Source organism: Proteus sp. FZP2095 (genome assembly GCF_023701425.1).
Classification (GTDB): Bacteria; Pseudomonadota; Gammaproteobacteria; order Enterobacterales; family Enterobacteriaceae; genus Proteus; species Proteus cibarius.
Genome location: NZ_JAMQBJ010000001.1, coordinates 1,163,228 through 1,188,340, shown reverse-complemented (window position 1 = coordinate 1,188,340; position 25,113 = coordinate 1,163,228). Strand labels below are relative to the sequence as shown.

Annotated in this window: 24 protein-coding genes; 18 read left to right on the top strand and 6 right to left on the bottom strand. The window is 34.0% G+C overall.

Annotated elements, in window-relative coordinates; translation table 11 throughout:
• Positions 1-87 precede the first annotated feature (87 nt).
• Entirely contained in the window at positions 88-867 is a 780-nt protein-coding gene (locus NBG71_RS05630; RefSeq protein ID WP_196563782.1) for a nucleotidyltransferase domain-containing protein, read from the top strand.
• Positions 851-1,903, top strand: a complete 1,053-nt coding sequence (locus NBG71_RS05625) for a DNA polymerase beta superfamily protein (protein ID WP_159364069.1) — start codon at positions 851-853, stop codon at positions 1,901-1,903. Before NBG71_RS05630 ends, NBG71_RS05625 begins: the two co-directional genes overlap by 17 nt.
• Before the next feature lie 128 nt (positions 1,904-2,031).
• Here NBG71_RS05625 and sra read toward each other — a convergent pair whose 3' ends face one another.
• Both sra and cutA read right to left on the bottom strand, forming a co-directional pair.
• Complete coding sequence (gene sra / locus NBG71_RS05620) at positions 2,032-2,265, bottom strand: stationary-phase-induced ribosome-associated protein (protein WP_075674263.1); 234 nt, start codon at positions 2,263-2,265, stop codon at positions 2,032-2,034.
• Positions 2,266-2,656: 391 nt separating this feature from the next.
• Positions 2,657-2,965, bottom strand: coding sequence for a divalent-cation tolerance protein CutA (cutA, locus tag NBG71_RS05615; protein WP_219495587.1), 309 nt, complete (start codon positions 2,963-2,965; stop codon positions 2,657-2,659).
• A gap of 371 nt (positions 2,966-3,336) precedes the next feature.
• Between cutA and NBG71_RS05610 the strand changes: the two genes are divergently transcribed.
• The 4 genes from NBG71_RS05610 (at position 3,337) to NBG71_RS05595 (ending at position 6,825) form a co-directional block, all read left to right on the top strand.
• On the top strand, positions 3,337-4,320 hold the full coding sequence (locus tag NBG71_RS05610; protein WP_075674265.1) for a sugar-binding transcriptional regulator: 984 nt from the start codon (positions 3,337-3,339) through the stop codon (positions 4,318-4,320).
• A gap of 253 nt (positions 4,321-4,573) precedes the next feature.
• Entirely contained in the window at positions 4,574-5,329 is a 756-nt protein-coding gene (gene modA, locus NBG71_RS05605; RefSeq protein WP_075674266.1) for a molybdate ABC transporter substrate-binding protein, read from the top strand.
• Between the two features lie 99 nt (positions 5,330-5,428).
• Complete coding sequence (locus NBG71_RS05600) at positions 5,429-6,205, top strand: ABC transporter permease (protein ID WP_075674267.1); 777 nt, start codon at positions 5,429-5,431, stop codon at positions 6,203-6,205.
• Complete coding sequence (locus tag NBG71_RS05595; protein WP_099660548.1) at positions 6,199-6,825, top strand: ABC transporter ATP-binding protein; 627 nt, start codon at positions 6,199-6,201, stop codon at positions 6,823-6,825. Before NBG71_RS05600 ends, NBG71_RS05595 begins: the two co-directional genes overlap by 7 nt.
• A gap of 21 nt (positions 6,826-6,846) precedes the next feature.
• Here NBG71_RS05595 and NBG71_RS05590 read toward each other — a convergent pair whose 3' ends face one another.
• Positions 6,847-7,539: an XRE family transcriptional regulator gene (locus NBG71_RS05590; protein ID WP_075674269.1), complete on the bottom strand. Its 693-nt coding sequence runs from the start codon at positions 7,537-7,539 to the stop codon at positions 6,847-6,849.
• 110 nt (positions 7,540-7,649) lie between these two features.
• A complete protein-coding gene (locus NBG71_RS05585) occupies positions 7,650-7,907 on the bottom strand; it encodes a hypothetical protein (protein WP_075674270.1) in 258 nt (85 codons plus the stop codon).
• Between the two features lie 856 nt (positions 7,908-8,763).
• Here NBG71_RS05585 and NBG71_RS05580 point away from each other — a divergent pair.
• From NBG71_RS05580 to NBG71_RS05565, 4 genes are all read left to right on the top strand, one after another.
• Entirely contained in the window at positions 8,764-9,171 is a 408-nt protein-coding gene (locus NBG71_RS05580; protein WP_075674012.1) for a DUF4878 domain-containing protein, read from the top strand.
• Positions 9,168-9,725, top strand: coding sequence for a YiiX/YebB-like N1pC/P60 family cysteine hydrolase (locus NBG71_RS05575; protein WP_250916611.1), 558 nt, complete (start codon positions 9,168-9,170; stop codon positions 9,723-9,725). The genes NBG71_RS05580 and NBG71_RS05575 overlap by 4 nt, the downstream gene beginning before the upstream one ends.
• Positions 9,726-9,974: 249 nt before the next feature.
• Positions 9,975-10,679 carry an RNA ligase family protein gene (locus NBG71_RS05570; protein WP_156733526.1) on the top strand — a complete coding sequence of 235 codons (705 nt, stop codon included), beginning with the start codon at positions 9,975-9,977 and terminating at the stop codon, positions 10,677-10,679.
• Positions 10,676-11,812 carry an AAA family ATPase gene (locus tag NBG71_RS05565; RefSeq protein ID WP_250916610.1) on the top strand — a complete coding sequence of 379 codons (1,137 nt, stop codon included), beginning with the start codon at positions 10,676-10,678 and terminating at the stop codon, positions 11,810-11,812. The genes NBG71_RS05570 and NBG71_RS05565 overlap by 4 nt, the downstream gene beginning before the upstream one ends.
• 142 nt (positions 11,813-11,954) lie before the next feature.
• Here the strand turns inward: NBG71_RS05565 and NBG71_RS05560 are convergent, their stop codons facing one another.
• Positions 11,955-12,446: a DUF4822 domain-containing protein gene (locus NBG71_RS05560; RefSeq protein WP_250916609.1), complete on the bottom strand. Its 492-nt coding sequence runs from the start codon at positions 12,444-12,446 to the stop codon at positions 11,955-11,957.
• Between the two features lie 957 nt (positions 12,447-13,403).
• On the opposite strand from NBG71_RS05560, the gene NBG71_RS05555 reads away from it, so the two are divergent.
• The 4 genes from NBG71_RS05555 to NBG71_RS05540 all read left to right on the top strand — a co-directional run bounded on the left by NBG71_RS05555 (position 13,404) and on the right by NBG71_RS05540 (position 17,518).
• Entirely contained in the window at positions 13,404-14,624 is a 1,221-nt protein-coding gene (locus NBG71_RS05555) for a PfkB family carbohydrate kinase (protein WP_023581937.1), read from the top strand.
• A gap of 27 nt (positions 14,625-14,651) precedes the next feature.
• Positions 14,652-15,389 (top strand): glutamine amidotransferase, encoded by a 738-nt coding sequence (locus NBG71_RS05550; RefSeq protein WP_075674017.1) that lies wholly within the window; start codon positions 14,652-14,654, stop codon positions 15,387-15,389.
• A gap of 130 nt (positions 15,390-15,519) precedes the next feature.
• Complete coding sequence (locus tag NBG71_RS05545; protein ID WP_075674018.1) at positions 15,520-16,476, top strand: DMT family transporter; 957 nt, start codon at positions 15,520-15,522, stop codon at positions 16,474-16,476.
• A 10-nt stretch (positions 16,477-16,486) separates the two neighbouring features.
• Positions 16,487-17,518: a methylphosphonate esterase gene (locus NBG71_RS05540; protein ID WP_075674019.1), complete on the top strand. Its 1,032-nt coding sequence runs from the start codon at positions 16,487-16,489 to the stop codon at positions 17,516-17,518.
• 109 nt (positions 17,519-17,627) lie between these two features.
• Here the strand turns inward: NBG71_RS05540 and glpX are convergent, their stop codons facing one another.
• On the bottom strand, positions 17,628-18,608 hold the full coding sequence (gene glpX / locus NBG71_RS05535; RefSeq protein ID WP_075674020.1) for a class II fructose-bisphosphatase: 981 nt from the start codon (positions 18,606-18,608) through the stop codon (positions 17,628-17,630).
• A 206-nt stretch (positions 18,609-18,814) separates the two neighbouring features.
• Between glpX and NBG71_RS05530 the strand changes: the two genes are divergently transcribed.
• The 4 genes from NBG71_RS05530 to uvrC all read left to right on the top strand — a co-directional run bounded on the left by NBG71_RS05530 (position 18,815) and on the right by uvrC (position 25,082).
• Complete coding sequence (locus tag NBG71_RS05530; protein ID WP_250916608.1) at positions 18,815-21,889, top strand: DUF2339 domain-containing protein; 3,075 nt, start codon at positions 18,815-18,817, stop codon at positions 21,887-21,889.
• Between the two features lie 96 nt (positions 21,890-21,985).
• Positions 21,986-22,390 carry a GFA family protein gene (locus NBG71_RS05525; RefSeq protein ID WP_075674022.1) on the top strand — a complete coding sequence of 135 codons (405 nt, stop codon included), beginning with the start codon at positions 21,986-21,988 and terminating at the stop codon, positions 22,388-22,390.
• Positions 22,391-22,606: 216 nt separating this feature from the next.
• A complete protein-coding gene (locus NBG71_RS05520) occupies positions 22,607-23,266 on the top strand; it encodes a LuxR C-terminal-related transcriptional regulator (protein ID WP_075674023.1) in 660 nt (219 codons plus the stop codon).
• Positions 23,250-25,082 carry an excinuclease ABC subunit UvrC gene (gene uvrC, locus NBG71_RS05515; RefSeq protein WP_099660542.1) on the top strand — a complete coding sequence of 611 codons (1,833 nt, stop codon included), beginning with the start codon at positions 23,250-23,252 and terminating at the stop codon, positions 25,080-25,082. Before NBG71_RS05520 ends, uvrC begins: the two co-directional genes overlap by 17 nt.
• Positions 25,083-25,113 lie beyond the last annotated feature (31 nt).

The window sequence follows — 25,113 nt, the reverse complement described above, 5'->3', positions numbered from 1 at the left end:
TTGGCTTATGTCTGTGTTATAACCATAGAATATTAACGTTGAGATGTAAATTAGTGAAAAAATCACAAATAAGGAGATAAGGACATCATGCATAATGAGATATTAAAAAAATTACCGCAAATAGAACAAGAGCATCAAGTTAAATTACTTTATGTTGCAGAAAGTGGTAGCCGAGCTTGGGGATTTGCCTCAACAGATAGTGATTATGATGTGAGGGGGATTTTTATACGCCCTCGCAATGCCTATCTTTCTATCGATAAACCTAAAGAAACCTTTGAATGGATAGAAAACAGTTGGTTTGATGTTGGTGCTTGGGATATTACTAAGGCACTGCATTTATTACGTAAATCGAACTGTATATTATTAGAGTGGCTACAATCACCGATAATTTATCAACAATATCCTAATGCCCAAAAGGAATTGTTTGAGCTTGCAAAACTCTATTATCAACCCAAAGTGATTGTTCACCATTACCGAGGAATCGCTAAAGTTGTAAGTGGATATTCTCCTGAAAATAACTCAAAGAGTCAGATTAGTGTAGCGCCAATAAAATTAAAAAAATGGTTCTATATGCTGCGTTCTCTTTTATCCGCTTATTGGACAGTAAAAACGGGTGATATACCACCTATGGAATTGGATAAGCTGATAAAAATTTTAACTGTTGAAGAACAAAAAGCCATCAAAGAGCTAGTAGAATTTAAATCAGATAAAAATGAGCATTTTACTTGGATCCCAACAGATGCGATGCAATATTTAGTGATTTCTTTATGGCAAGAGACAAATGTTCAATTAGCAAAAAGAACAGTGCCAGATAATGATATTTTAAATAATTGGTTTAGGAAGAAATTAGATGAAACTGACCATTGAAGATATAAAGCCTTACCTTTTATTTGAAAGTATCTCTGGAAGTCGTTCTCATAACCTTGCGACGGAAACATCAGATACGGATATTAAAGGCATATTTTATCTCCCTAAAGATCTTTTTTATGGGTTGGAATACACACCGCAAGTCAGTAATGAAACCAATGATATCGTTTATTATGAACTAGGACGATTTATAGAACTATTGTGTGCATCTAATCCTAATATTTTAGAGCTACTTAATTCACCTGAACATGTGGTTATTTATAGACACCCTTTAATGTCATTAATAAAGCCAGAGTGGTTTTTGTCTAAAACATGTATTCAAACATTTGTGCACTATGCGCAAGGCCAAATTAAAAAAGCTCAGGGACTAAATAAAAAAATAGTAAATCCAATTGAAAAAACATTAAAAACTATTCTCGACTTTTGTTATGTGATTGAAGACGGAAAAACAATTTTAATCAATACTTGGTTAGAGAATCGACATTGGAAACAAGAACATATTGGATTAACAAAACTTGCCCATGCTCAAGATATTTATGCAATTTATTATGATGATAAAGCGAATTATCAAGGAATAATAAAAAAAGAAAGTGCTAATGATGTACTGCTAAGCAGTATTTCTAAAATAGCAAAACTAGAAGGTTATCTTAGTTTTAATAAAGAAGGTTATAGCGCATATCGAAAACAATATCATGAATATTGGCAGTGGGTTGAGCAACGTAATGATGTTCGTTACCAACAAAATATCGATCATGGGCGAAGTTACGACAGTAAAAATATGATGCATACCTTTAGATTACTCTATATTGCATTGGGGATCGCACAAGAAGGGAAAGTAAAGGTTTGGTGTGATAATCGAGATGAGTTATTAGCAATTAAAGCCGGTCAGTTTAGTTATGATGAATTATTAGAGCGTAGTAAAACTCTTATCAAGAATATTGAGAATACATTTCAACTAAGCACATTGCCTGATGAAATTGATCCTTCAACCGCGGAGGTTGCACTTATAAATATAAGAAAAGAGCTTTATAAATAGTGGGAAAATAAACTAGCCTAGAAAGCTAATATCCCTTACGTAACGTAAGGGATATGCTATTTTTAATATTTTAAGTATATAAACTGAAAACAAAAATATTTATCAAATAGCGTTGGCGTATAACCATATTAATTGGTTGCAAGATACTCTGGATAAGCATCTATTAACTTCATATAGACACGCTTGTGCTCTGCTTTCTTTCTGAAATCCTGTTTTAAACAGACTTTAGCTGAATTTTTTAACTCAGCAGGTATATTTTCAGCATTTGTAGAGGCAATAATGGAAAAACGCACTTTCCTTTTAGACCGACTTAAATTATAAGGTAAACCTAAAATACGTCTTGCGACTCTGTTTGTTTTCACAACTCACTCCTTTTTGTATGTAATTTAGAGAAAGCCCGTTTATTATAACAGAAAATAAAAAGAATAAGATGTTGGTAAGTTTATTAATTTAGCATTAAAAGCTATTTAACCTATATATATTTAAAATATATTCATACCAATAAAATAAATAATCTTCTGTTTATTATTTAATTAACCATCTGTATTGTTACTGGCCAAAATTAAAATTATTTTTATTGTAAAGTATATTTAAAATACCTGTATTAATTTAAAATAAGAAGTTTAATTTAACATTAACAATAAGTTACTTGTCTAATAATTGAGATGGAATAAGATGATTTTATTTACAATTTATTATCATATTTTTGAAAAAATATTAAAAAAGAAGCCTCACTAAAAATTTAACATTGTTTTAATTCAAGGATGTATGGATCCAATTAAGATAACCTTTAAAACTATTTTCAATCGGTATTATAATTACTTCAGGAATATCGTAAGGATGTATTTCGACAAGAGTTTCAATTAAGTTTTGCTGTTTACTCTTTTCAGATTTTATCATCATAAGTATTTCATTATCTTCAATAATTTCATTATTCCAATAATAAATAGATTTGACTTGAGGGATTAAATTTACACAAGCAGCAAGTTTCGCATTGATGAGGTAGTGAGCAATTTCATTAGCGATTGTTTCATTTGGTGCTGTAGAGTATGCAATTATCATTCTTTTTCCTGTTAAAATTAATTTGATTTTTCATAGCAACAATAAGGATTGGGTTATTTTAATTTTATCAAAATAAAACTTTTTAAAACTTAAAGCTAATATTTTTATTTTTAGCAAAATAAAACTGCATTTTCAAAAAAAACTTTCTCGATATGAACTGTTTACGGCATTATTAAGGGCTTTTTACGTATTATAAGGTTCTTGTAGTAAAGAAAAATATCAGGGTGCCGATATTATTAGTAGATTAATGAAATGTATCTATTTGTGTTATAAGACTTAATTTTGCCAAAGGCATTTTTATCTTCAATAATATCTCTAATATAAAATAAATTAATTAGTCATAAGATTTATAAAAATTTGTGGGGTTTAAAATGGATAATAATTCGCTAAAAAACGCGAGTTTATTTGATAATGATCCCGTTCTCTATGCTGCATGGCTTTACTATCAGGACGGACTCAGCCAAAGTGAAGTTGCAAATATAATGGGTGTTTCTCGTGTCACTGTAGTGAAATATTTGCATCTAGCTAGAGAAAAAGGATTCGTAAATATTAACTTGGATTCATCAGTATTTTCTACGATTGATTATGCCATAAGAATAAAAGCAAAATTCGATCTTAATAATGTGCTTATTTTGCCTGATGAAGAAAAGAATAAATCGCAACATACTTTAAATATGAACAGAGAAAGATTAGCGAAAGCAGGAGCGATGTATCTTTCTCAGATAATTAATGACGATGATATTTTAGGTGTTGCTTGGGGACGAACAATTTATAAATTGGGTAATTATCTTCCACCCAAGTCATTAAAAAATATCACAGTATTACAAATGATAGGTGCCGTGGCACCACAACCTGATTTTAAAACAACAGAAGCAGCCGCGTTAATCGCAAACAAGTTATCAGGGTGCAGTATTAATTTACATGTACCTGCGGTGGTGTCTAGCGCACGCCTAGCAATGGAACTCCAAGCTGAGCCCATTATTAGGCGTAATTTTTCAGCGCTAAATCAGTGTAATAAAGCTCTGTTTGTCGTGGGTAATACATGCGATGACAATCCTCTGGTAACAACGGGGGTTTTAACGAGTAGTGAAATGGCTCAATATCGTGATTTGGGTGCTGTTGGTGTAATTTGTGGGCGTTTTTATGATGCGCAAGGTAATCCTTTGGTTTCTGATATTGATCTTAGGATTATGGGAATAAGCCTTGCTCAATTAAGACAAATAACACAGCGACTTTTTATTGCAGGTGGCGTGGAAAATATTCAGGCAACAATAGGGGCGATAAAAGGAGGTTACGCCACTGATATTGTGATTGATGAAGTGACAGCGTTGGCATTATTAGAGCTAGATAATTAGTAATAAAATCCTCGTGAAAGCGAGGATTTGTCGGCAAACTGCTAATTTAAGATCTACTTATCTCTGATAAAAATAAAATATTTGAAGCATTTATTTTGAGTAGTTTTCTTTGTAAAGCTTACACATAAAGAAAAAGATAAAAATGATATGTTGTTAACATTTTTCTCTTTTTTTATATGAGCCTCTTGCCTTAAACTGTCACATCATACATTATATAAAAAATTATATAACGATAGTTAGGGTCTCCACATTTATGAAACGCCAATTGCTTGCTGGTTTAGGACTAGCATTAGGATTAATTTGTCATAATACATTTGCAACCGAGCTTCATCTTTATGCTGGAGCTGGGTTAAAACAACCCGTAGAGCAAATTGTAAGTGTATTTGAAAAAGAGACAGGAAATAAAGTTACTATTGAATATGGCGGTTCAGGTCAAATATTAACACGCTTTAATTTAACTAAGCAGGGGGATTTATTCTTTCCTGGTTCACAAGATTATGTGGAAAAGTTAGATAAAGAAGGCCAAGTCGTTAATCAGTATTCTATTGTTCGTCATATTCCAGTTATTGCTGTGCGTAAAGATAAAGTGGGTGATATTAAAACACTAGAAGATCTTGCGAATAGCTCATTAAAACTAGGAATGGGTGATGCTAAAGCTATCGCGTTAGGAAAAAGTGGCGAGCAACTCATTGATGCGTCAGGTCAAGGCAATAAATTACGTGATAAAGTTGTTGTGCGCACTGCAACGATTAAACAATTGCTTATGTATTTATTAAATGGGGAAGTGGATGCCGCCATTATTGGATATGCAGATGCAATGAAAAACCAAGATAAACTTGTTTTACTTCCAGTTCCTGAGGGCAGTCCAGAAGAAGTGGCAACACTTGCTGTTTTAAAAACATCAGCAAATCCAAAAGAAGCACAATTACTTGCTGATTATTTTACGCGAGCTGAAGGGATAAAGGCTTTTACTGATTATGGTTTTCTTCCTGTAATTTCGAAACCATAGATTTTTTCTCACATAAATTGTGTTTTTTCGCCACCAACTCACTGGTGGCTTTTTTCATTATTACAGCAAAATAAATATCTATCTTAAAAAGGAAGTAACGTGTTTCGATGGGCATTAATTCCACTTTTTTTGTTGTTATTTCTGATCTTAGGATCGCTAATTGCACTAATATGCCAACTTTCTTATGTTGAATTGAGTCAAGTTATTACTGATCCTGAATTCCATTTTGCTATTGGTATGTCACTTAGTACAGCGTTAACTTCTTTATGTTTGGCTATTATCCTAGGTGTGCCAGCAGCGTGGGCAATGGCAAGAATTCCTTTTAAAGGACATCGTTTTATTGATGCATTATTAGATTTACCCTTGGTGACTCCTCCATTAGTTATCGGTATCGGATTATTATTATTGTTAGGAAATCAAGGGCCTTTAACAGGAGTTTTTCCTGAATTATCTCGCTCTCTCTTTTCACCATTGGGTATTATTATTGCCCAAACTTATGTCGCTAGCGCGATTATTATGAGAAATAGCCTCTCTGCTTTTAAATCAGTTGATCCTGCTTATATTCAAACTGCGCAAAATCTAGGATTAACACCAACAAAAACATTTTTCCTGATTGAAATCCCACTGTGTTGGGCTGCTCTAATGAGTGGAAGTATCATTGCATTTTCTAGAGCCTTAGGTGAATTTGGCGCTACGTTAATGTTAGCTGGTGCAACAAGATTAAAAACAGAAACGTTACCAATGGCAATTTATTTAAATATCGCCAGCGGAGACTTCACTCTGGCAATAGGTTGTGCACTTATTCTTATCGCTATCGCGATTATTTTATTATTTGCGTTACATCGTTTACAGCGAGAAAGGAAAAGATCATGCTAGAAATTCGTTCATTAACAACGGGTATATTAAAAGATATTTCACTGAAAGTAGAAAAAGGAACATGCTTAGGAATAAGTGGTACATCTGGAAGTGGTAAAACAACGCTTTTAAATGCGATTGCTGGATATACTTCATACTCCGGTGATATCTACCTTGCAGATAAAAATATAAATAAACAACCAGTGTGGTTACGTTCTTGTCGATATTTAAATCAGCGGCTTTATTTATTTCCATTTATGACGGTGACACAAAATTTATGGCTAGCACAATATGGTGCAAAACAGAAACGAAGCAAGGAGAGAGAAACGGCGATATTAGAGCAAATGGGAATTGCACATCTCGCAACACGTTATCCTCATCAAATTTCAGGAGGGGAGCAACAACGCGTCGCATTGGCTAGAGCTCTTATTAGCCAACCCAAACTTTTACTACTGGATGAACCTTTTTCGAGTTTGGATTGGGAAACACGTTATCAGCTTTGGGATTTAATTGATTCCTTAAAATCTAAGGAAATAACGATGATCATGGTTACTCATGAGCCTCGTGAAATCAGAGCGCTAGCAGATAAAACGGTTTTATTATCTAAAGGACAAGTTGTTACTGAAAATTCTATACTGTGAAATTATTGCCTTGCTTATTGATTACCAAGCCATTACTGACCAATGGATAATACGTCCCATAATTTTTACAGAATCAGTTTCCGCAGATTCATCAGGAAATTCGTCTTTATTATAGCTACGTATAATCAATTTACCGCCCGGTTGACGGTAGAGCAGTTTTATTCTAAATAAGGCATCTTGTTCGATAGCATAAATGCCACCATCGACAATACGTGTGTTGCCTGTATCAACGGTGACTGTTGAGCCATTTGGAATAACAGGTGACATACTATCGCCATAAACAGAAAAGCAAATAACGTTCTGAGAAGATGCGCCATAACGGCGTAATGTGCTTTTTGAAAATCTCAATTTATATCCATTATGATCTTCGTTTGTACAACAACCGTCACCCGCTGCGAGTTCGATACTTTTAAAATAGGGAATTTCCACTTCATCAGCACCTAAAGGGGTATTACTGTCCCATTCGCTTACTGGTTGCCATTCATTCTCTGGCGGAATTTCAGAATTCACATTGGGTTGTTCTTCACCTTCGAGTAGCCAAGCTAAATCACAATTTAATGCTTTTGCTAATTCAGGTAAAAAACGGGGACGTTTAGTTTTACCACTTTCTAGCTGTTCTATGGATTGCTGCGTTGTACTTGCTAAAGTAGCAAGTTCTGATTGTGTTAAACCTAACGCAATGCGTTTATTTTTGGTACGTTTCGCAATAGACATTAGTGACTCCTAATACGTGTCCTTACATATTCAAGTACAAAGAGTATATCGTAAAAAGAAAACAAATTAAATTGTATTTTATCCTAATCATAAAATTAAGAATAAATTAATTACTTAACTTTGAAAACGTCGTCTACACTATCTGGTGGGATGAGATAAGGATTTTCATCAGTAACTTCAGGATCTCTCAAGACTTCTCCACAGAAAATAATAAAGTCCGGTCTTTTTTGTTTTAAGTAGTTAAGCCGTGTTGTGCATTCATCTTTAGTATAAATTGTTTCTGTAACAGGAACTGCATCACAAGAATCATTTCCACAAGGACTTACCAATAACACATAACCGACCAGCATGAGCTGTGAAGTAAACATAAAATACCCTTTTAACTATTCATGTTTGGTCATCAAAATAAGACCGTTAGATTACCTATTTGTTGATAAAAAAGCAGTTTATATTTGTCTTAAATAGCATTAATGATGCAAAAAGGTGTATGTGATCACAATTTTTCTAGTGTTTATTTGTATTTTTTTGCAATGTGTTATAGGCAAAAGACCTAAATATTAGGCAATAATATACTATGATATATTATGAAAACAAATAGAATTGTTTTTTAGTCTATTTTGTTGTTGTAATATTGTTATTTGTAATGTTAAATTGATATTTTCTATGAAATATTAATTTAAATGATGTTTGTTAATTAGATAAATTAAAATACATTATATTTAGCAAAAATTAAGTGGTTATAGCAATAAATAGAGAATATTTTTATTTCAAGATTGTTACAAAAATAATAAAGTTTATTCTTATTAATACTTGATCTTAATTATATTCTTAAAGTTAAAGTTAAAGTTAAAGTTAAAGTTAAAGTTAAAGTAAAAAGTCAAAGTTGAGATAAATTCTTTCTTATTTATTGATTATAAAGGATAAAAATAAATCACTTTTATTGTTTAACTAGTGAATTCCCTGTGATAATTGGAATTGCTCTTTTTATGATATGTTGCAAAACTAATTAAATCTCATCTAACCTCTACACACAAATAGTGAGTGATATAAAAATATGCCGAAATCTATTTTTATCGCGTATACTTTATCAATAGAAAAGGCGAAGTTAGCTCTCTTTATAAAATTAATTTTAAATAATGTATTTGCTACCTTATATTTTAATATAGAAAATATTTTATATAAGATTTTTTTGGCCAAAATAACTTTTTATGGTGATGGTGAATTATGTTAAAGAAAATTATAAGTTCTCTGTTTTTAATATTTACAGTCATGACATTATCAGCTTGTGGTGATAAAACGGATGATCCAGGGCAAGCTGCTGTTGCATTTGTCGAAGCAATTGCAGAAGGAAATGGGGATAAAGTCATTTCATTAATTCATTTAGGTGATATGGAAGGAGATCCAAGAACTGAACAATTTAATAGCAAATTTAAAATGATTGTAGAAGAGACTGGAAAACAAGTTAAAAAGCAAGGTGGCTTGAGCAAAGTTGAAGTTATCAGCATTGAATACAGTGAAGATAAAAATAGTGCAATTGTGACATTAAAAACTGTATTAAAAGATGGTGTAGAAAAAAATCAAGCACAAGAGATGATTAATGTTGATGGTAAATGGAAAGTTGCCATCAAATGATAGTTCACATATTTTATATTGTCGCTTTATTCTTAGTGAGTGCATTTTATGCACTCGCTTTGCCTCATGACTTAAAAAACGGTGATTTGGTTTTTCGGGATGGCGATGAAGTTATTAGTGAGATAATTAAACAAGTTGATAAAAGCGGGTTTAGCCACGTAGGTATGCTGTGGATCTCTGATAACGGCATTCAAGTGATCCATTCTACACCCAGTGAACATAGTAATATAAAAGGTGGTGTTACTGTGGATAGTCTTGAATTTTTCATTAGTCGAGCAAAGCCTAATTCAGTTCGTTTTTACCAAGTGAAAGGAAGTGAAGAAGCAAGAGAGATTGCAGTGCAAACTGCATTAGAACGAGTGGGTGAAAATTTTAGTATTCATTCCGGGCAAGGTGTTTATTGTACTGAGCTAGTTGCTACAGCATGGTTAAAAGCAGGGGTTTCTATTTCTACTGGTACTCGAAAATTAGATATGCCATTTATTTCAGATAATCCACTTATTCTTCCTGAAAATCTGATTAATTCTAAAAATATTATCCAATATCCCCAGTAATACTTATTTTTGCCATCTCTTAATAACTCTTAACCAAGAAAAATAAATAACATTAAATTTCTAGCTCTTTGGAAAACTTACAGGTAGTATCTGTCTAAATTTATTTTCCTCTCTCTTTTGATTATTTAGGTCGTTGTTATGTAATACGCATTAAGGCACTGAAGGATATAGTGCAAATACAGAAAAATAAACTTACCGAATTTTTCTTTTAATTTGGTAGACCTTCTGTTACTTAATGAGTATTAAATAATGAATAATCAATCACAAAAATATGATAGAACCTATCACTATCCTTTTTCACCAGGCACAACAAACGACGATCGTATAAATGCGCAATGGTGGCAGGATATTTGCCAAATAAAACAACTTATCCATACAGAAAAACTGGATGGAGAAAATAATTGCCTAAATAAAATTGGGGTTTTTGCACGCTCACATGCAACCCCGACTCAATCAGCGTGGACATCTCAATTGCGTCAACGTTGGCAAATGATGAAAAACGATTTAGGTGAGTTAGATATTTTCGGTGAAAATCTATATGCCATTCATTCTATTGAATATACACATTTAGAAGAATATTTTTATGTGTTTGCAGTTCGTTATAAAGATAAATGGCTAAGTTGGGAAGAAGTGCAGTTTTATGCTTCTCTCTTTGATTTACCAACGGTGCCAGAAATGAAACTACCTGAATGTCAGGATAAAACTGCTTTTGAAAATATGATTGTTTCACAAGCCAAGCAGGCAAGTTTTTTCCAATCACAAGATGTTTTAACACAAAAACCAAGCCCAATGGAAGGCATTGTTACACGAGATGCCCAGTCGTTTTCTTTAGATGATTTTTCACATCGTGTTTTTAAATATGTTAGAAAAGACCATGTTAAAACAGATGTTCATTGGAAAACAAATTGGCGAAGAGCCCCTTTAATTTGGGAAAAAATACAGGAGTCTCAATGATGCTTCATAAGAAATTACACACTGAAATGTCATGGGGACACCTCTGTGAACTGTATGATGAGATTAGTGATATGGCAGGTGTTATGCAGGATCCTATTCATCATGCAGAAGGTGATGTGGCGATACATACACAAAGAGTAATCAATTCAGTTAAATCATTACCAGAATATGAAACGTTAACTGAAAGAGAACAGCAAACTTTATGGATCTCGGCACTTCTTCATGATGTAGAAAAACGTTCTACAACACGAGAAGAAGAGGGGCGAATTGTTTCACCGGGTCATGCACGTAAAGGTGAATTGACAACGCGTCTTTTTCTATATGAAAAAGTGCCTTTAAATTTTGCAGATAGAGAGCAGATCGCGGCTTTAGTTCGTTTTCATGGATTACCGCTGTGGGTGATGGATAAACCTGATCCTAAAAAAGCACTGCTTGCTGCATCATTAAGAGTTGATTGTTATTTATTGGCATTATTAGCTAAAGCTGATGTTTTAGGGCGAGATTGTGAAGATAAGCAGGCACTTTTTGATAAAATTTCACTATTTACACTTTATTGCGAAGAGTTAAATTGTTGGCGTAGAGTCGCTCCATTTCCTTCAGATGATGCTCGTTTTCACTATTTTTATACAGAAAATAGTACGGATTGCAATTATGAGCCTTATCCTGAAAAAGGAAGTGAGGTTACAGTGTTATGTGGACTACCGGGTATGGGAAAAGATACCTTTATTCACCAACATTGTGCAGATATTCCGATTGTTAGTTTAGATGATCTCCGTCGCAAGCATAATATTAAGCCTGATAATAGAGATGCTAATGGTTGGATAGCACAGCAAGCAAAAGAACAAGCCCGTATTTATTTACGAGAGCATAAACCTTTTGTTTGGAATGCCACCAATATTACGCGAAAAATGCGAGACCAGCTTATCTCTTTATTTTATCGCTATAATGCCAAAGTCACCTTGGTTTATATTGAAGTTCCTTATGCGCAATGGCAGAGGCAAAATAATGCACGAAATGAAGCTGTACCAGCTAAAGTAATGGAACGCATGTTGAGTAAATTGGAAGTACCCACACCAGAAGAAGCGCATAAAGTGATTTATTGGATTGAAGGGCAATCTCAGAGCATACTTTAATAATTTGATTAATTTCAGTGAAATGACAAATAGGTTATAAAAATAAAGTGGGGGTTACTTATAAAAATAAGTAACCCTTTTTTATTTATTAAGCTGGACTAATTTAGTAGGATTAATTTGCAGGTAAAACAACGTATTAAATTTATTTTTTAACGTGATGAATAATATCAAAATAGGTATTACGATCATCCGAATTTGGATAAATACGGTAGGTATATTCGTCATTTTTAATTGTGATATTTTCTACATCTCGGGTGAACAGTGTTTTACCTTCAGTATCTTTAGCAACTAAAGTACGTATTTTTCCATCATCTGAGATTGACCAGTCACCTTGCATTTTTTGTTTACCTTCAGGTGTAAACATAATAAACGTGCCATTAGGGTAGTATTCAGCAAGGCCAAAATAATTGCTTACTTGTGCATTATCTGCATTTGTTTTATTACCTTTTTCATCTATAGCATCTGTCGTTACCCAGACTTTTTCTATCATGATTTTTTCATAATCATTGAGCTCTTTTTGAGCCTGAATAACACTTTGAGTTTGAATATTGGTAGATGATGTTGAACTCTCTGCAGCGAAAAGAGAAAAGCTAGCGCTTAATAATGAGATTGCGATAAGTGATTTTATTTTCATTGATATATCCTTATTTTATATTGTGCTTCTGTCAGGAATTTATGTTGTGTCTGACGGTATGAATAAACTTAAGTATAAAATAGGCAAAGTGCTAGGAAAGAAGTATGTCTAAATGTTTCTGATAAAAACACTTTTTGACAAAAATAAATGGTTTAAAGTATCGATACTTTTGTTTTTACTGGCATTATTATCTGCATTTATTCTTATTATAGATGTAATTACTGTGAATGAAGTGGTTAAAAAAACAAATCATATTTATAGATGGTATAGAAAATAGATAAAAACCATTCTTGATTTACAATATGAACTCAAAGATTGACTTACATGTGAACTAAATAGACAAAGGTGATGACTTTTTTATCTAACTAAATGTTACTTAGATCACAAAAATGAAAGATGAAAAATGAGTGTGTTTTAAGCATTGCTTTTGCATTACTTAAGTAATTTACGTCCTTTGTCAAAAGGGTATCGTTTTCTTTGGTATTTAATGATTAGAATTCCTTTATGGTAAATTCTGACTAAAAATTAGAGATGATAAAAATAATTAATGCATTGCTCGATTCAATTAGATTGTATTTTATTTAAGCATTATTACGGTTACTTTACAGAAATATAAAATGATTTTTTTGTAATGTCTTATTTATAAAAGTAAATTTTATTCTTGCATGTGAGATTTTAATGTTATTTCCTTTGGATAGGTAAAAAGTAATATTAAATTTATTTATACTAAATAAGTTAAAGCTACGTTATTTAATAACTCTATTTTTTATAAAAAAAGAATAAACCTCAAATTTATTTATTAAATAATCTTACGATTTTCATTGTTTATTTCTGTTTCTTTTTGTTTTTTATTTTTGTATTTCTGCTTTTTTTTGCTTTTAATAAATAACATATGATTGTAATCACAATCCCATAACAACTAATAAACTAAAGTTGTTGCCATAGAGGTAACATTAAATGAAAGCAGAACGTCATAAGAAAATAATTAATCTGATCAAAGGTAATGGTGCAGTAAAAGTTTCTGTTTTGGCTAAAGAACTTGATGTTACCAAAGAAACAATACGATCAGATTTAAATACACTAGCAGAAAAAGGAATTATAAAAAGATGCCATGGTGGCGCTTTTATAGAATTTGAAACATTAGATAAAGTAGCTAAGAAAGAAATTATACAATTTCTAGAATGTAATGATCAAATTGATAAAAACGATTTAGCAAACAAGACTGCAATAAATAAGGTATGCGTACTGGGTTCATTTAATGTTGATATGATTAGCTATCTTCCTAGATTGCCAGAAGCCGGGGAATCCTTATTATCGAATAAATTTATCTTCTCGCCAGGAGGTAAAGGTTGTAACCAAGCACTAGCTGCGAGTTATGCTGATGCGCAGGTACATTTTATTACTAAGATAGGTACTGATCAATTTAGTGATTATGCAGTTAATTTTATATCGTCATCAAGAATAAAAACATCAACGATATATCAAACTGAAAATTACCAAACAGGAACAGCTTCTATTTTTGTTTCAGAAGAGAGTGGAGAGAATATTATTTCTATTTACTCTGGTTCTAATATGGATATTTCTGCTGATGAAGTGAAAATACAGAAAGATAAAATTATTGATGCAGATATAATCTTATTACAATTAGAAACAAATATTGAAGCATTAAAAGAAATTATTGCTATTGGAAATGAGAATAATATTCCTATTATTCTTAATCCAGCACCTTATAACAAAATAGTTAATGAATTACTTCCAATGATAGATGTATTAACACCTAATGAAACGGAAGCGAGTTTATTATCTGGAATAGAAGTACTTGATTTAGAATCTGCAAAAAATGCTGCGGTTTCTATTTATCAGCAAGGCGTAAATAAGGTGGTTATTACGCTGGGTAGTAAAGGTTCGTTAGCTTATGACGGATATAAGTATATTTACTCGCCGGCATATCCGGCAGTTGTAAAAAATACAGCAGGGGCAGGTGATGCTTTTAATGGCGCGCTCGCTGCCTCGTTGGCAAAAGGAAAGCAGTTTTCTTATGCGTTACGCTATGCATCAGCTTTTTCATCATTAGCTGTTGAGACGAGTAATGCTTCAGAAATGCCTGAAGATATTAATGTCATGCATCGCATCAATCAAACAACATATTCACAGATTGTCACCCAATCCCCTGAATAAATAATCTTTTTTGAAAGAGGAATAAAAATGAAAATCTTATTTATTGGTGAGTCATGGCACATTCATATGATCCACTCCAAAGGCTACGACAGTTTCACTTCCAGCAAATATGAAGAAGGTTCAACGTTCTTATTAAGTTGCTTAAGAGAAAAGGGTATTGAAGTTGATTATATGCCTGCTCATACCGTTCAGGTTGCATTCCCACAAACGGCTGAAGCATTAGCTAAATACGATGTCATTGTCATTAGTGACATTGGTGCAAATACGTTCCTTCTGCAAAACGATACTTTCTATAACATGAAAGTTATTCCTAACGCATTAGGGTTAATTAAAGAGTTTGTAGTTAATGGCGGTGGTTTATTAATGATTGGTGGTTACCTGTCATTTATGGGTATTGAAGCTAAAGCAAACTACAAAAATACATTACTTGCAGAAGTTCTGCCTGTTGAAATGCTGGATGGTGACGATCGTGTTGAAGCGCCTGAAGGTGTATTTGCAAGTGCTGTGAATGCTCAGCATGCATCAGTAAAAGGTTTTGGTGAATGGCCAATGTTCCTTGGCTATAACAAAGTTTCAGCTAAAGAGAATACAGAGACTGTATTAAATATTGGCGAAGATCCATTGTTGGTATTTGGTCAATTTGAAAAAGGGAAAACGAGTTGCTTTATGAGCGATTGTTCTCCTCACTGGGGTAGTAAAGAATTCTTAGCATGGCCTCATTATGCAGATATGTGGGTCAACATTCTTAAACAAATTGCCCGTTAATTTGCATTAAGAATAACTGTCATAAAAAGTAAAAAAGCGCAGAGTTGCCGCTCTGCGCTAATAAAAAACCGATTACTTGAAAAATAAAAAAAGAAATCACTCATAGCCAATAATCCAAAAGGAACATCTTATGAGTACAAAAAATTTATCAACACCATTGCTGATGTTAGCAACTGTGTTAGCAGGTATGCTATCACCAATGCAGTCTGCGGTGAATGGGCAGTTAGGGCATGTTTTAAAAGATGGTAACGCGAGCGCAGTTATTTCTTTTGCCAGTGGTTTAGTGGTGATGTTTTTTATCATCATGTCGAAAAAACAGTATCGCCAGCAATTTGCTTCAATTCCAAGTTTAATTAAAACGCGCAAAATTCCATTGTGGAACTGGTTTGCGGGTCTTTGTGGTGCAATGGTTGTTTTCTCTGAAGGGGCTTCTGCAAGCGCATTAGGGATTGCAACATTCCAAACAGCATTAATCTCAGCACTCTTATTATCAGGTTTATTGTGTGACCGCTTTGGTGTTGGTGTTGATGAGAAAAAATATTTCACGCCATATCGTGTATTAGGTGCAGTATTAGCCGTTGTTGCAACTTTATTTGTGGTTTCTCCACAATGGCACTCAACCTCATTTATCTATTTAGCAATCTTACCTTTCCTTGCAGGCTTATTAGCCGGTTGGCAGCCAGCTGGTAACTCTAAAGTTGCAGAAGCAACCGGTTCAATGATGGTGTCTATCACTTGGAACTTTATTGTTGGCTTCACTGTTTTAACCATTGCTCTTATTGTTCGTATGGCATTAGGTCATATCACTCTTGAATTGCCAGGTACTTGGTGGATGTATTTAGGTGGTCCTTTAGGACTCATGTCTATCGCATTAATGGCTATTTTAGTTCGTGGTTTAGGTTTACTGATGTTAGGTGTTGCTTCAACAGCGGGTCAATTATTAGGTTCTGTATTAATTGATTTATTATTACCTTCATTAGGCAATACCGTTTATTTAGTGACAATCATCGGTACATTATTTGCGCTAGTAGGTGCGATTGTAACCACAATCCCTGAATTCAGAGCCACTAAGTCAGCAAAAGCGTAGGAGTATCGTAATGAAAGGTTATATTCAAACCGTAACTGGCCCCGTGAAAAAAGAAGATATGGGGCTAACATTGCCTCATGAACACCTCTTTAATGATCTCTCAGGTGTTGTTGATGAACCTTTTTATGAATTCTCGCATGTGTTAGTTGATAAAAAAGTGAGTGCAGATATTCAGTGGGGGCTTAAATATGATCCATATTGCTGCTGCGATAATATGGATAAAAAACCAATCGAAGATGTTATTTTTGAATTAAATAACTTCAAAGAGTTAGGTGGAAGAACAATTGTTGATGCAACTGGCTCTTCATCTATTGGACGTGATATTAGAAAACTAAGACAAGTTGCAGAGATAACAGGCATTAACGTAGTGGCTTCTTCCGGGCTTTATATTGAGAAATTTGAAGGAGAACGACTGGCTGATGATATTGATGCAATGGCAAAAATCATTGATGATGAATTGAATGTAGGTATCGATGGTACTGATATTCGTGCAGGTATGATTGGTGAAATTGGTGTTTCTCCCTTCTTTACTGATGGTGAGAAAAATAGTCTAAGAGCAGCAGCTATTGCACAAAATAGTAATCCTCATGCATCGATGAATATTCATATGCCGGGTTGGCAGCGTCGTGGTGATGAAGTTTTAGATATTTTATTAACTGAAATGGGATGTAATCCCGCTAAGATTTCATTGGCACACTCAGATCCATCAGGAAAAGATATTGATTATCAATGTAAAATGTTAGATCGTGGTGTTTGGCTTGAGTTTGATATGATTGGCCTCGATATCTCTTTCCCTAAAGAAGGTGCGGCACCAAGTGTTATGGATACTGTAGAAGCTGTCGCAACCTTAATTGAAAGAGGTTATGGTAGCCAAATCGTATTAAGCCATGATGTGTTCTTAAAACAGATGTGGGCAAAAAATGGAGGGAATGGTTGGGGCTTTGTTCCTAATGTATTCCTTTCATTATTGGCTCAACGTGGGATTGATAAATCTATTATCAAAAAATTATGTGTTGAGAATCCAGCCAATTTATTGGCTTAAATCTGAAGTGAATAAATAATAATAAATATACCCCTTGTAATAAATTTAGCGGCACTTTAATCGAGTGCCGCTTTTTTATGTCTCAAGGAAAGAAAGACAAATTGAGGTATTAACGTAAATGGTAATTCTCAATATAACGTAATGAATGTGTTGAACCATTAATCACTAAAGAGTGTGTTTGTAGGTATTGGGTTTGTTGATTAACACCCGATAAGAAATCACCAGCAGTAATTGCCGTTGCTGCAAACATAACATCTTGGTTACGTACTAATGTATCTAATGACAATTTGATATTTACATCAGTCCCCATTTTATGACAGCGAGCAATTTCAGAGATGGCATATTCTCTATTTTCTGCGCTATTTCCTTTTGCAATATCACGAGTAATTAAACGAGCTTGCATATCACCGCCTAATGCCTTAGCTATCGCAGCACTAATAACGCCTTCAGGTGCTCCACCAATGCCGTACATAACATCAATACTGTTATTAGGCATTGTGGCATATAAAGAGGCTAAAACATCACCATCAGGAAGTGTAATAACATTAATGCCTTTAGCGCGTAGATCTTTAATAATATCGTGGTGACGTGGTTTATCTAAAATAGCGAGAGTTAATTGCTCAATAGATTTATTTAATGTTTGTGCAATAGCATCAAGGTTATATTCAAGACAATGGTTAAGATCAATCACGCCAGCAGCTTGCTTACCAACAATTAATTTTTCCATATACATGTCGGGAGCTTGTAAAAAACTGCCTTCAAAGCCAGCAGCTAAAATTGCTAGAGAATTGTTTTCACCAGTGGCTACCATACGAGTACCGTCAATTGGGTCAACTGCAATTTCTATTTTATCGCCTTTCCCATTACCGACTTTTTCGCCAATATAGAGCATAGGTGCTTCGTCTATTTCACCTTCACCAATGACAATTTCACCATTGATATTTAGGCTATTTAAGCGTTCACGCATGGCACTGACTGCCGCATCGTCTGCTGCGTTTTTATTTTGCTTTCCAATCCAAGGCATTGCTGCAATAGCTGCGGCTTCTGTTACAGAAGCGATAGCATTAGTTAATTCGTCATTTAATTTCATATTATGAGTGTGTTTTGCGATATAAATGGAAGGTTAAGATAGGTTTCCGATCATACCTTTTTTTCGAAATTATGTGCTAGGTTTAAATCAAAAGTTCTAGAAATAGGTTATTTAGGAATAAACTAAGATAAATCTGTGAAAATTAAAGTATAACTAAGGTTAAGTAATTAAAACTATATGATGCTTAATGCAAAAGGATTAGGTCTATGGACGACTTTTTGGCGCTCATCGTTACAATATTTGTCGTGGTGTCTTTGTATTGGCAATACCACTCTTATACAAATAGTAATTCATTGCTGTATCGAATTAAACAGCTTGAAGAAAAACTGACTGAGCAACAAGAGAAATTATTTAAGTTATTAAATAAAGATAACGCTGTGGATATTCGTACAGAGGTTGATGCTCAGAAAAGCGAAGTTAAGGATTTATCTCATGATATAAAAAGAGAGCCTCAACCAACAGTTTCAACCGCTTCAACTCATCAACCCAAAACGGTTGACCTTAAAACAGTTGAGTCTATTAACACAAGAGAGCATGTACAAAATAAGGCGAAAAATAAAGAAGTACCTGTATATCAACATGCCAAAACACCACAAGAAACAACATTTAATAAAGTTTCTCCTAAAGAAGAAAATCCAGTTGTTCAGTCTTCTATAGTTAATGATATTAACATTGAAAACAAACAATCGAATAAACCTGAAATACCAACAGTCCCTACACCTAAAGAGCCCGAGCTTTATCAACCTAAGGTAGCTACAAGTCGTTTTGCTCATCATTATCAAAAAGAAGTGAAACAAACATCTATTGAACCTGCATCAGATCCGCGTGTGGAAAATAGAGCAAATGTGGCAAGTGCTAGCCTTGCGGGATCTGAAATAGGTCATTTAAAAAGTGCTACACCTCAAGTAAATAGACCAGCATCGCAATATAGACCTGCTTTAAATCCTCATCCAAAACGTCAACAGAAATCGATTTTGGGACTTATTTGGAATTGGGTAGTAACAGGAAATCCGTTGGCTAAAATAGGGATGTTATTGCTCTTTTTTGGCCTATCTTATTTACTTAAATACAGTATTGAAAATGAGCTTATCTCAGCATCAACACGTTTAATGATGGCTGGAACAGGATGCTTAGCCTTATTAGGTATTGGCTGGTGGCTTAGAAAGAAAAACTTGATATATGCATTAATTTTGCAAGGTGGTGGCATTGGTGGGCTTTACATTACTATTTTTGCCGCAACTAAAATTTATGATTTTATTCCAATTGGTATTGCTCTCGCGATTATGGTGTTTATCTGCTTGGTCAGTGTAAGTTTAGCAGTTATTCATCGAGCCATTAGTTTAGCCGTATTAGCCTCGCTTGGCGGTTATTTAGCCCCTATTTTATTATCTACTGGTGATAACAATTATGTTGGATTGTTTAGCTATTATCTTATCCTTTCAATTGGCATTCTTATTATCAGTCATTGGCAAGTTTGGCGTTTATTAAATCTTATTGGTTTTGCTTTTACTTTTGGTATTGGTTTTATATGGGCAATACCCAATTACACTCATGCCGATTATTTACCTTGCCAGCTGTTTTTAATTGCAAACTGGTTGATTTTTGGTGTCGCAACGGAACTTTCAACATTAAAAAATAAACTGAAACTTAATATTTCTTTTGATGCCACATTATTATTTGGCACACCATTAATTGGTTTTATCTTCCAACATCGATTAGCCTCAGAATGGGAATATGGTGTTGCTATCGCTTCATCACTTTATGGATTAGCCTATTTCGCACTAAGTTGGTTTGTGCTTAAGCATTATCGTGAAGAGGGCAAATTACTGGCAATTGCCTTCTTTATGCTCTCTGCTACTTTTGCAACTTTAGCTGTACCATTTGCATTCTCTGCTGAATGGACATCGATTGTATGGGCAATTGAAGGGGTGATGATCCTTGCATTTTCTGTTTTACAGCAGCAAAAGAAACCCGCTATTGCAGGGACTCTTTTAGTTGCAGTTTCCTTTGTTTTACTGTTCAACATGCCCGTTACCTTGTTAGGTGATTGGCTAATGATCGTAATACAAGTAATCGCTGTATTTGCTGTTGCAGTACTGTGGTATCGAGCTAAATTTATTAATATTGATAATCAAACTATTGGATATGTAGCACTATTTATCTCTGTTGTAAGTTGGGGATATAGCGTTTTACTTTTACAAGAGTATGGCGAATATTGGCTCTACCCGGAGGTAAAATCTATTACCTTTGCATTTATTCTTATTAGTTGTTGGGGCATGTTCTTTGCGGGTAAGAAAACCCAATTTTCTGAGTTGGCAAGTTGCTCTATTTTATTATGGCCGATGTCAGCACTTATTATGTTAGTGTACATCTATCTTGCAGGTTCACTAATTGATAATTGGTTAAGTGCGATTATCTGGATTGCAATTTTTGCAAGTGGTTTCTACTTGCTTAAAGTAAATACGTTATTGCCGAAACAAAGGATCAATAAAGCATTGATCCATAGTATGCATCTTGTCTTTATTGGTATTTTCTTATTTACTGAAATTATTTGGCTACTGGATGTTACGTACCTTTATGTGAGCTTACATTTTGCAAGCGTTATTCTTGCCATAAGTTTATTTATTGCAATAAGCTTTATGTTAGCAATGAAAGTTAATTGGATAAAAGAGTATCAGAATACCTATTGGTTAGTTACTTTACCGGTTTTAGGTTTACTAGAACTTTCTTTAATCTTTGCGAACTTTAATAACGGTACTGAAAGTGGAATTAAATTTATTCCATTATTTAACTTGATGGATCTAATGGGTATTATTGGAATATGGGTTGGCTATAAATTTATTTCAGTAATAAAACAGTCAACTAAGTGTCAAGCATTATTGAAAAATAACTTACCTATATTTAATTACATTATTCCCGCGATGATTTTCTGGTGGGTAAACGGTATTTTATTAAGAGGGTTAGTCTTTGCAACAGATATTGATTGGTCGAGTTATGCAATCATTAATTCCAAAGTGATCCAAACCGTATTAGCTATTATTTGGGCGATTACGGCATTAGTGACTATGGTAATGGCGACACGTAAGAAGTTACGCTCACAATGGTTTATTGGTGGTGTGCTGTTGGCTGTGGTTATCGCTAAACTCTTCCTAATTGATACGTCATTAAGTAGTGGATTGCTGAGAGCATTGGCCTTTATTGGTGTTGCAATATTGATTTTATTAATCGGATATTTCTCACCATTACCGCCGAAAAAACAAACTAACAATACAAGTGTGTAAGTCATGCTTTAGCTTGTGTTGTGTTTGTTTTAGTAATTAAATCATGCATATAACCTTAAATGGTTAGTGCATGATTTAACGAAGAGGAGAGTTATAATGCATCAAGGTCAATGTTTATGCGGTAAAGTTAAACTATCGACAACACAAGATATATCTGCGCTCAGTGTTTGTCATTGTAGTATGTGTTTGCGTTGGAATGGTGGCCCAGGTTTTTCGATTGATTGTAAATCAGATTTGAAAATTAAAGGTGAAGAAAATATAACACGCTATGATTCATCTTTATGGGGAGAACGAGCATTTTGTAAGCATTGTGGCTCTCATCTTTTTTATCATTTAAAAGAATCCCATACTTACTATGTATCAGCAGGATTATTTCCTGATGCAAAAGAAAGCAAACTAACAATACAAATTTATATAGATAGCAAACCTCTTTATTATAATTTTGTAGAAAAAACACCAATGCTAACAGAGCAAGAGATTATGAGTATGTTTAATAAATAATATTTTAATTTATTAGTTTTTTGGATTTTTTATTCTTTTAAGACTCTTTTATATATGAGTCTTTTTTTATGATATTTATTAAATAAACATTAAGTAACACTAAGAAAGAGTTAGGTTACTATTTTTTAGTATAGTATGATGTTTTCTTTAAAGTTGATAACAAGTTGATCTAATGTTTTTTGTTATGTTTTGTTTTGATTTAAAAGGAGAGTTTTATTGATCAATACATTGATAATAAGTCGAGTTGAAATATTTAGCTTGGGAATAAAAACACTTCTTAGTCAGATTAAAAAAATCAATATCCGAAAGGTGATGAATGATGAAAATGATGCATTTCGTTATTGTCGACAATTTTCGGTTAATCTTATTATTATTTATTCAGTACCTTCAGTGTCATTAATTGATTCTATAAAAAGAATAAAGCGATCATCTTTATCAATTAAAATTATTGTTATTTCACCAAAAATAGACTCTATATTATCAATAACACTTCTTCAATTAGGTATCGAAGGCTTTATTGTCGTTGATACTTCTTGTGAAAATATTCTGCAAGCTATTCGACAAGTTTGTATCGGTCAACGATATATAAGCCAAGAGTTAGCTATGGAAATCGCACTCACAAAACTACAGCAAGAATTAAATCCGTTACATCATCTATCTGAACGAGAATTGCAAATTATGTCGATGATCATTAGAGGAAAAAAAATCGCACAAATTGCAAGTGAGCTGAATATTAATACAAAAACAGTAAATAGCTATCGCTACCGAATGTTTAGTAAACTTAAAATCTCAGGTGATGTAGAATTAACACATATAGCAATACGTTATGGGTTAATTGAGATAGAGAGTCATTTACAAAGTGGAAGACAAATTTGACGCCAAAGCATTCTTAAGCCGAGTCACAGATAAACCAGGTGTTTATCGGATGTATGATGCGACAGACACAGTAATCTATGTTGGCAAAGCTAAAGATCTGAAAAAAAGGCTTTCGAGCTATTTCCGTACACAAGTAAATAGCCGTAAGACTGAAGCTTTAGTGAAGTGCATCACCAATATTGATGTCACGATCACCCATACAGAAACAGAAGCTTTATTGCTTGAACATAGCTACATCCAGCGTTATCAACCTCGCTATAATGTGTTGTTACGCGATGATAAATCCTATCCTTATATCTATTTAAGTGGTGATAAACACCCTAGACTTGCTAGTTACCGCGGTGCAAAACATGCGAAAGGGGAATATTTTGGGCCTTTCCCTAACTCTTTTGCAGTAAGAGAAACATTGGCGTTAATGCAAAAATTGTTTCCTATTCGTCAATGCGAAGACAGTGTGTATCGCAATCGTTCAAGACCTTGTTTGCAATATCAAATTGGCCGCTGTCTTGCACCTTGTGTAAAAGGTTATGTTTCTGATGAAGAATATGCTCAACAAGTTAATTATGTACGACTTTTTCTTTCAGGTGATGATTCGCAAGTTATTGAAGGATTGGTTAAACGTATGGAAGAAGCAAGCCAAGAGTTACATTTTGAAGAGGCCGCTCGCATTCGTGATCAAATCCAAGCGGTAAGGCAAGTGACTGAAAAACAATTTGTCGCTAATATTGGTGATGATCTTGATGTGATCAGTGTCGCTTTTAATGGTGCGATTGCTTGTGTTTATGTTCTCTTTTTCCGTCAAGGTAAAGTGTTGGGAAGTCGGAGTTATTTTCCTAAAGTCCCCGCAAATACCTCAATTGATGAAGTTGTTCAGACTTTTATTGGCCAATTTTATTTACAAGGTAGTGCAATTCGAACTTTACCAACTGAAATCTTGCTTGATTTTAATTTAGAAGATAAAGCCATTCTTTCTGAGTCTATTTCTTCAATAGCAGGGCGAAAAATTCAAATTCAAACAAAACCGCGCGGTGATAGAGCTCGTTATTTAAAATTAGCCAGAACAAACGCAGCAACAGCATTGGCTTCAAAACAAGTCGAGCAATCGACAATTTCACAACGTTATACCTCGTTGATGTCTCTTCTTGGCATGAAAGAGATAAAACGAATGGAATGTTTTGATATTAGTCACACTATGGGAGAGCAAACTGTGGCTTCATGTGTAGTATTTGACATGAATGGCCCATTAAAATCTGAATATAGGCGCTATAATATCAGTGGTATTACTCCTGGTGATGATTATGCGGCGATGAATCAGGTGCTCACTCGACGTTATGGTAAATCATTAGAAGAGACTAAGATTCCAGATATTATCTTTATCGATGGTGGTAAAGGGCAATTAGCACAAGCAATAGAGGTATTTGATTCTCTTGATGTTGATTGGGACAAATCACACCCGAAATTAATAGGTGTCGCAAAAGGGAGTGATCGTAAAGCAGGGCTTGAAACCTTGTTTTTTGTGCCAGAAGGTGAAGGGATGGCATTACCTTCGGATTCACCTGCGTTGCATTTGATCCAACATATTCGTGATGAATCGCATCGTCATGCAATAACTGGACATCGTCAGCGTAGAGCAAAAGTGAAAAATACTAGTTCGTTAGAATCTATTGAAGGTGTAGGGCCTAAGCGTCGTCAAATGTTGTTGAAATATATGGGAGGGCTACAAGCTTTGCGAGACGCAAGTGTTGAAGAAATTGCGAAAGTCCCCACAATTTCGACTGCATTAGCAGAAAAAATTTTTAATGCGTTGAAACACTAAGTGTATTGATGCACCATATTAATAACTCTCA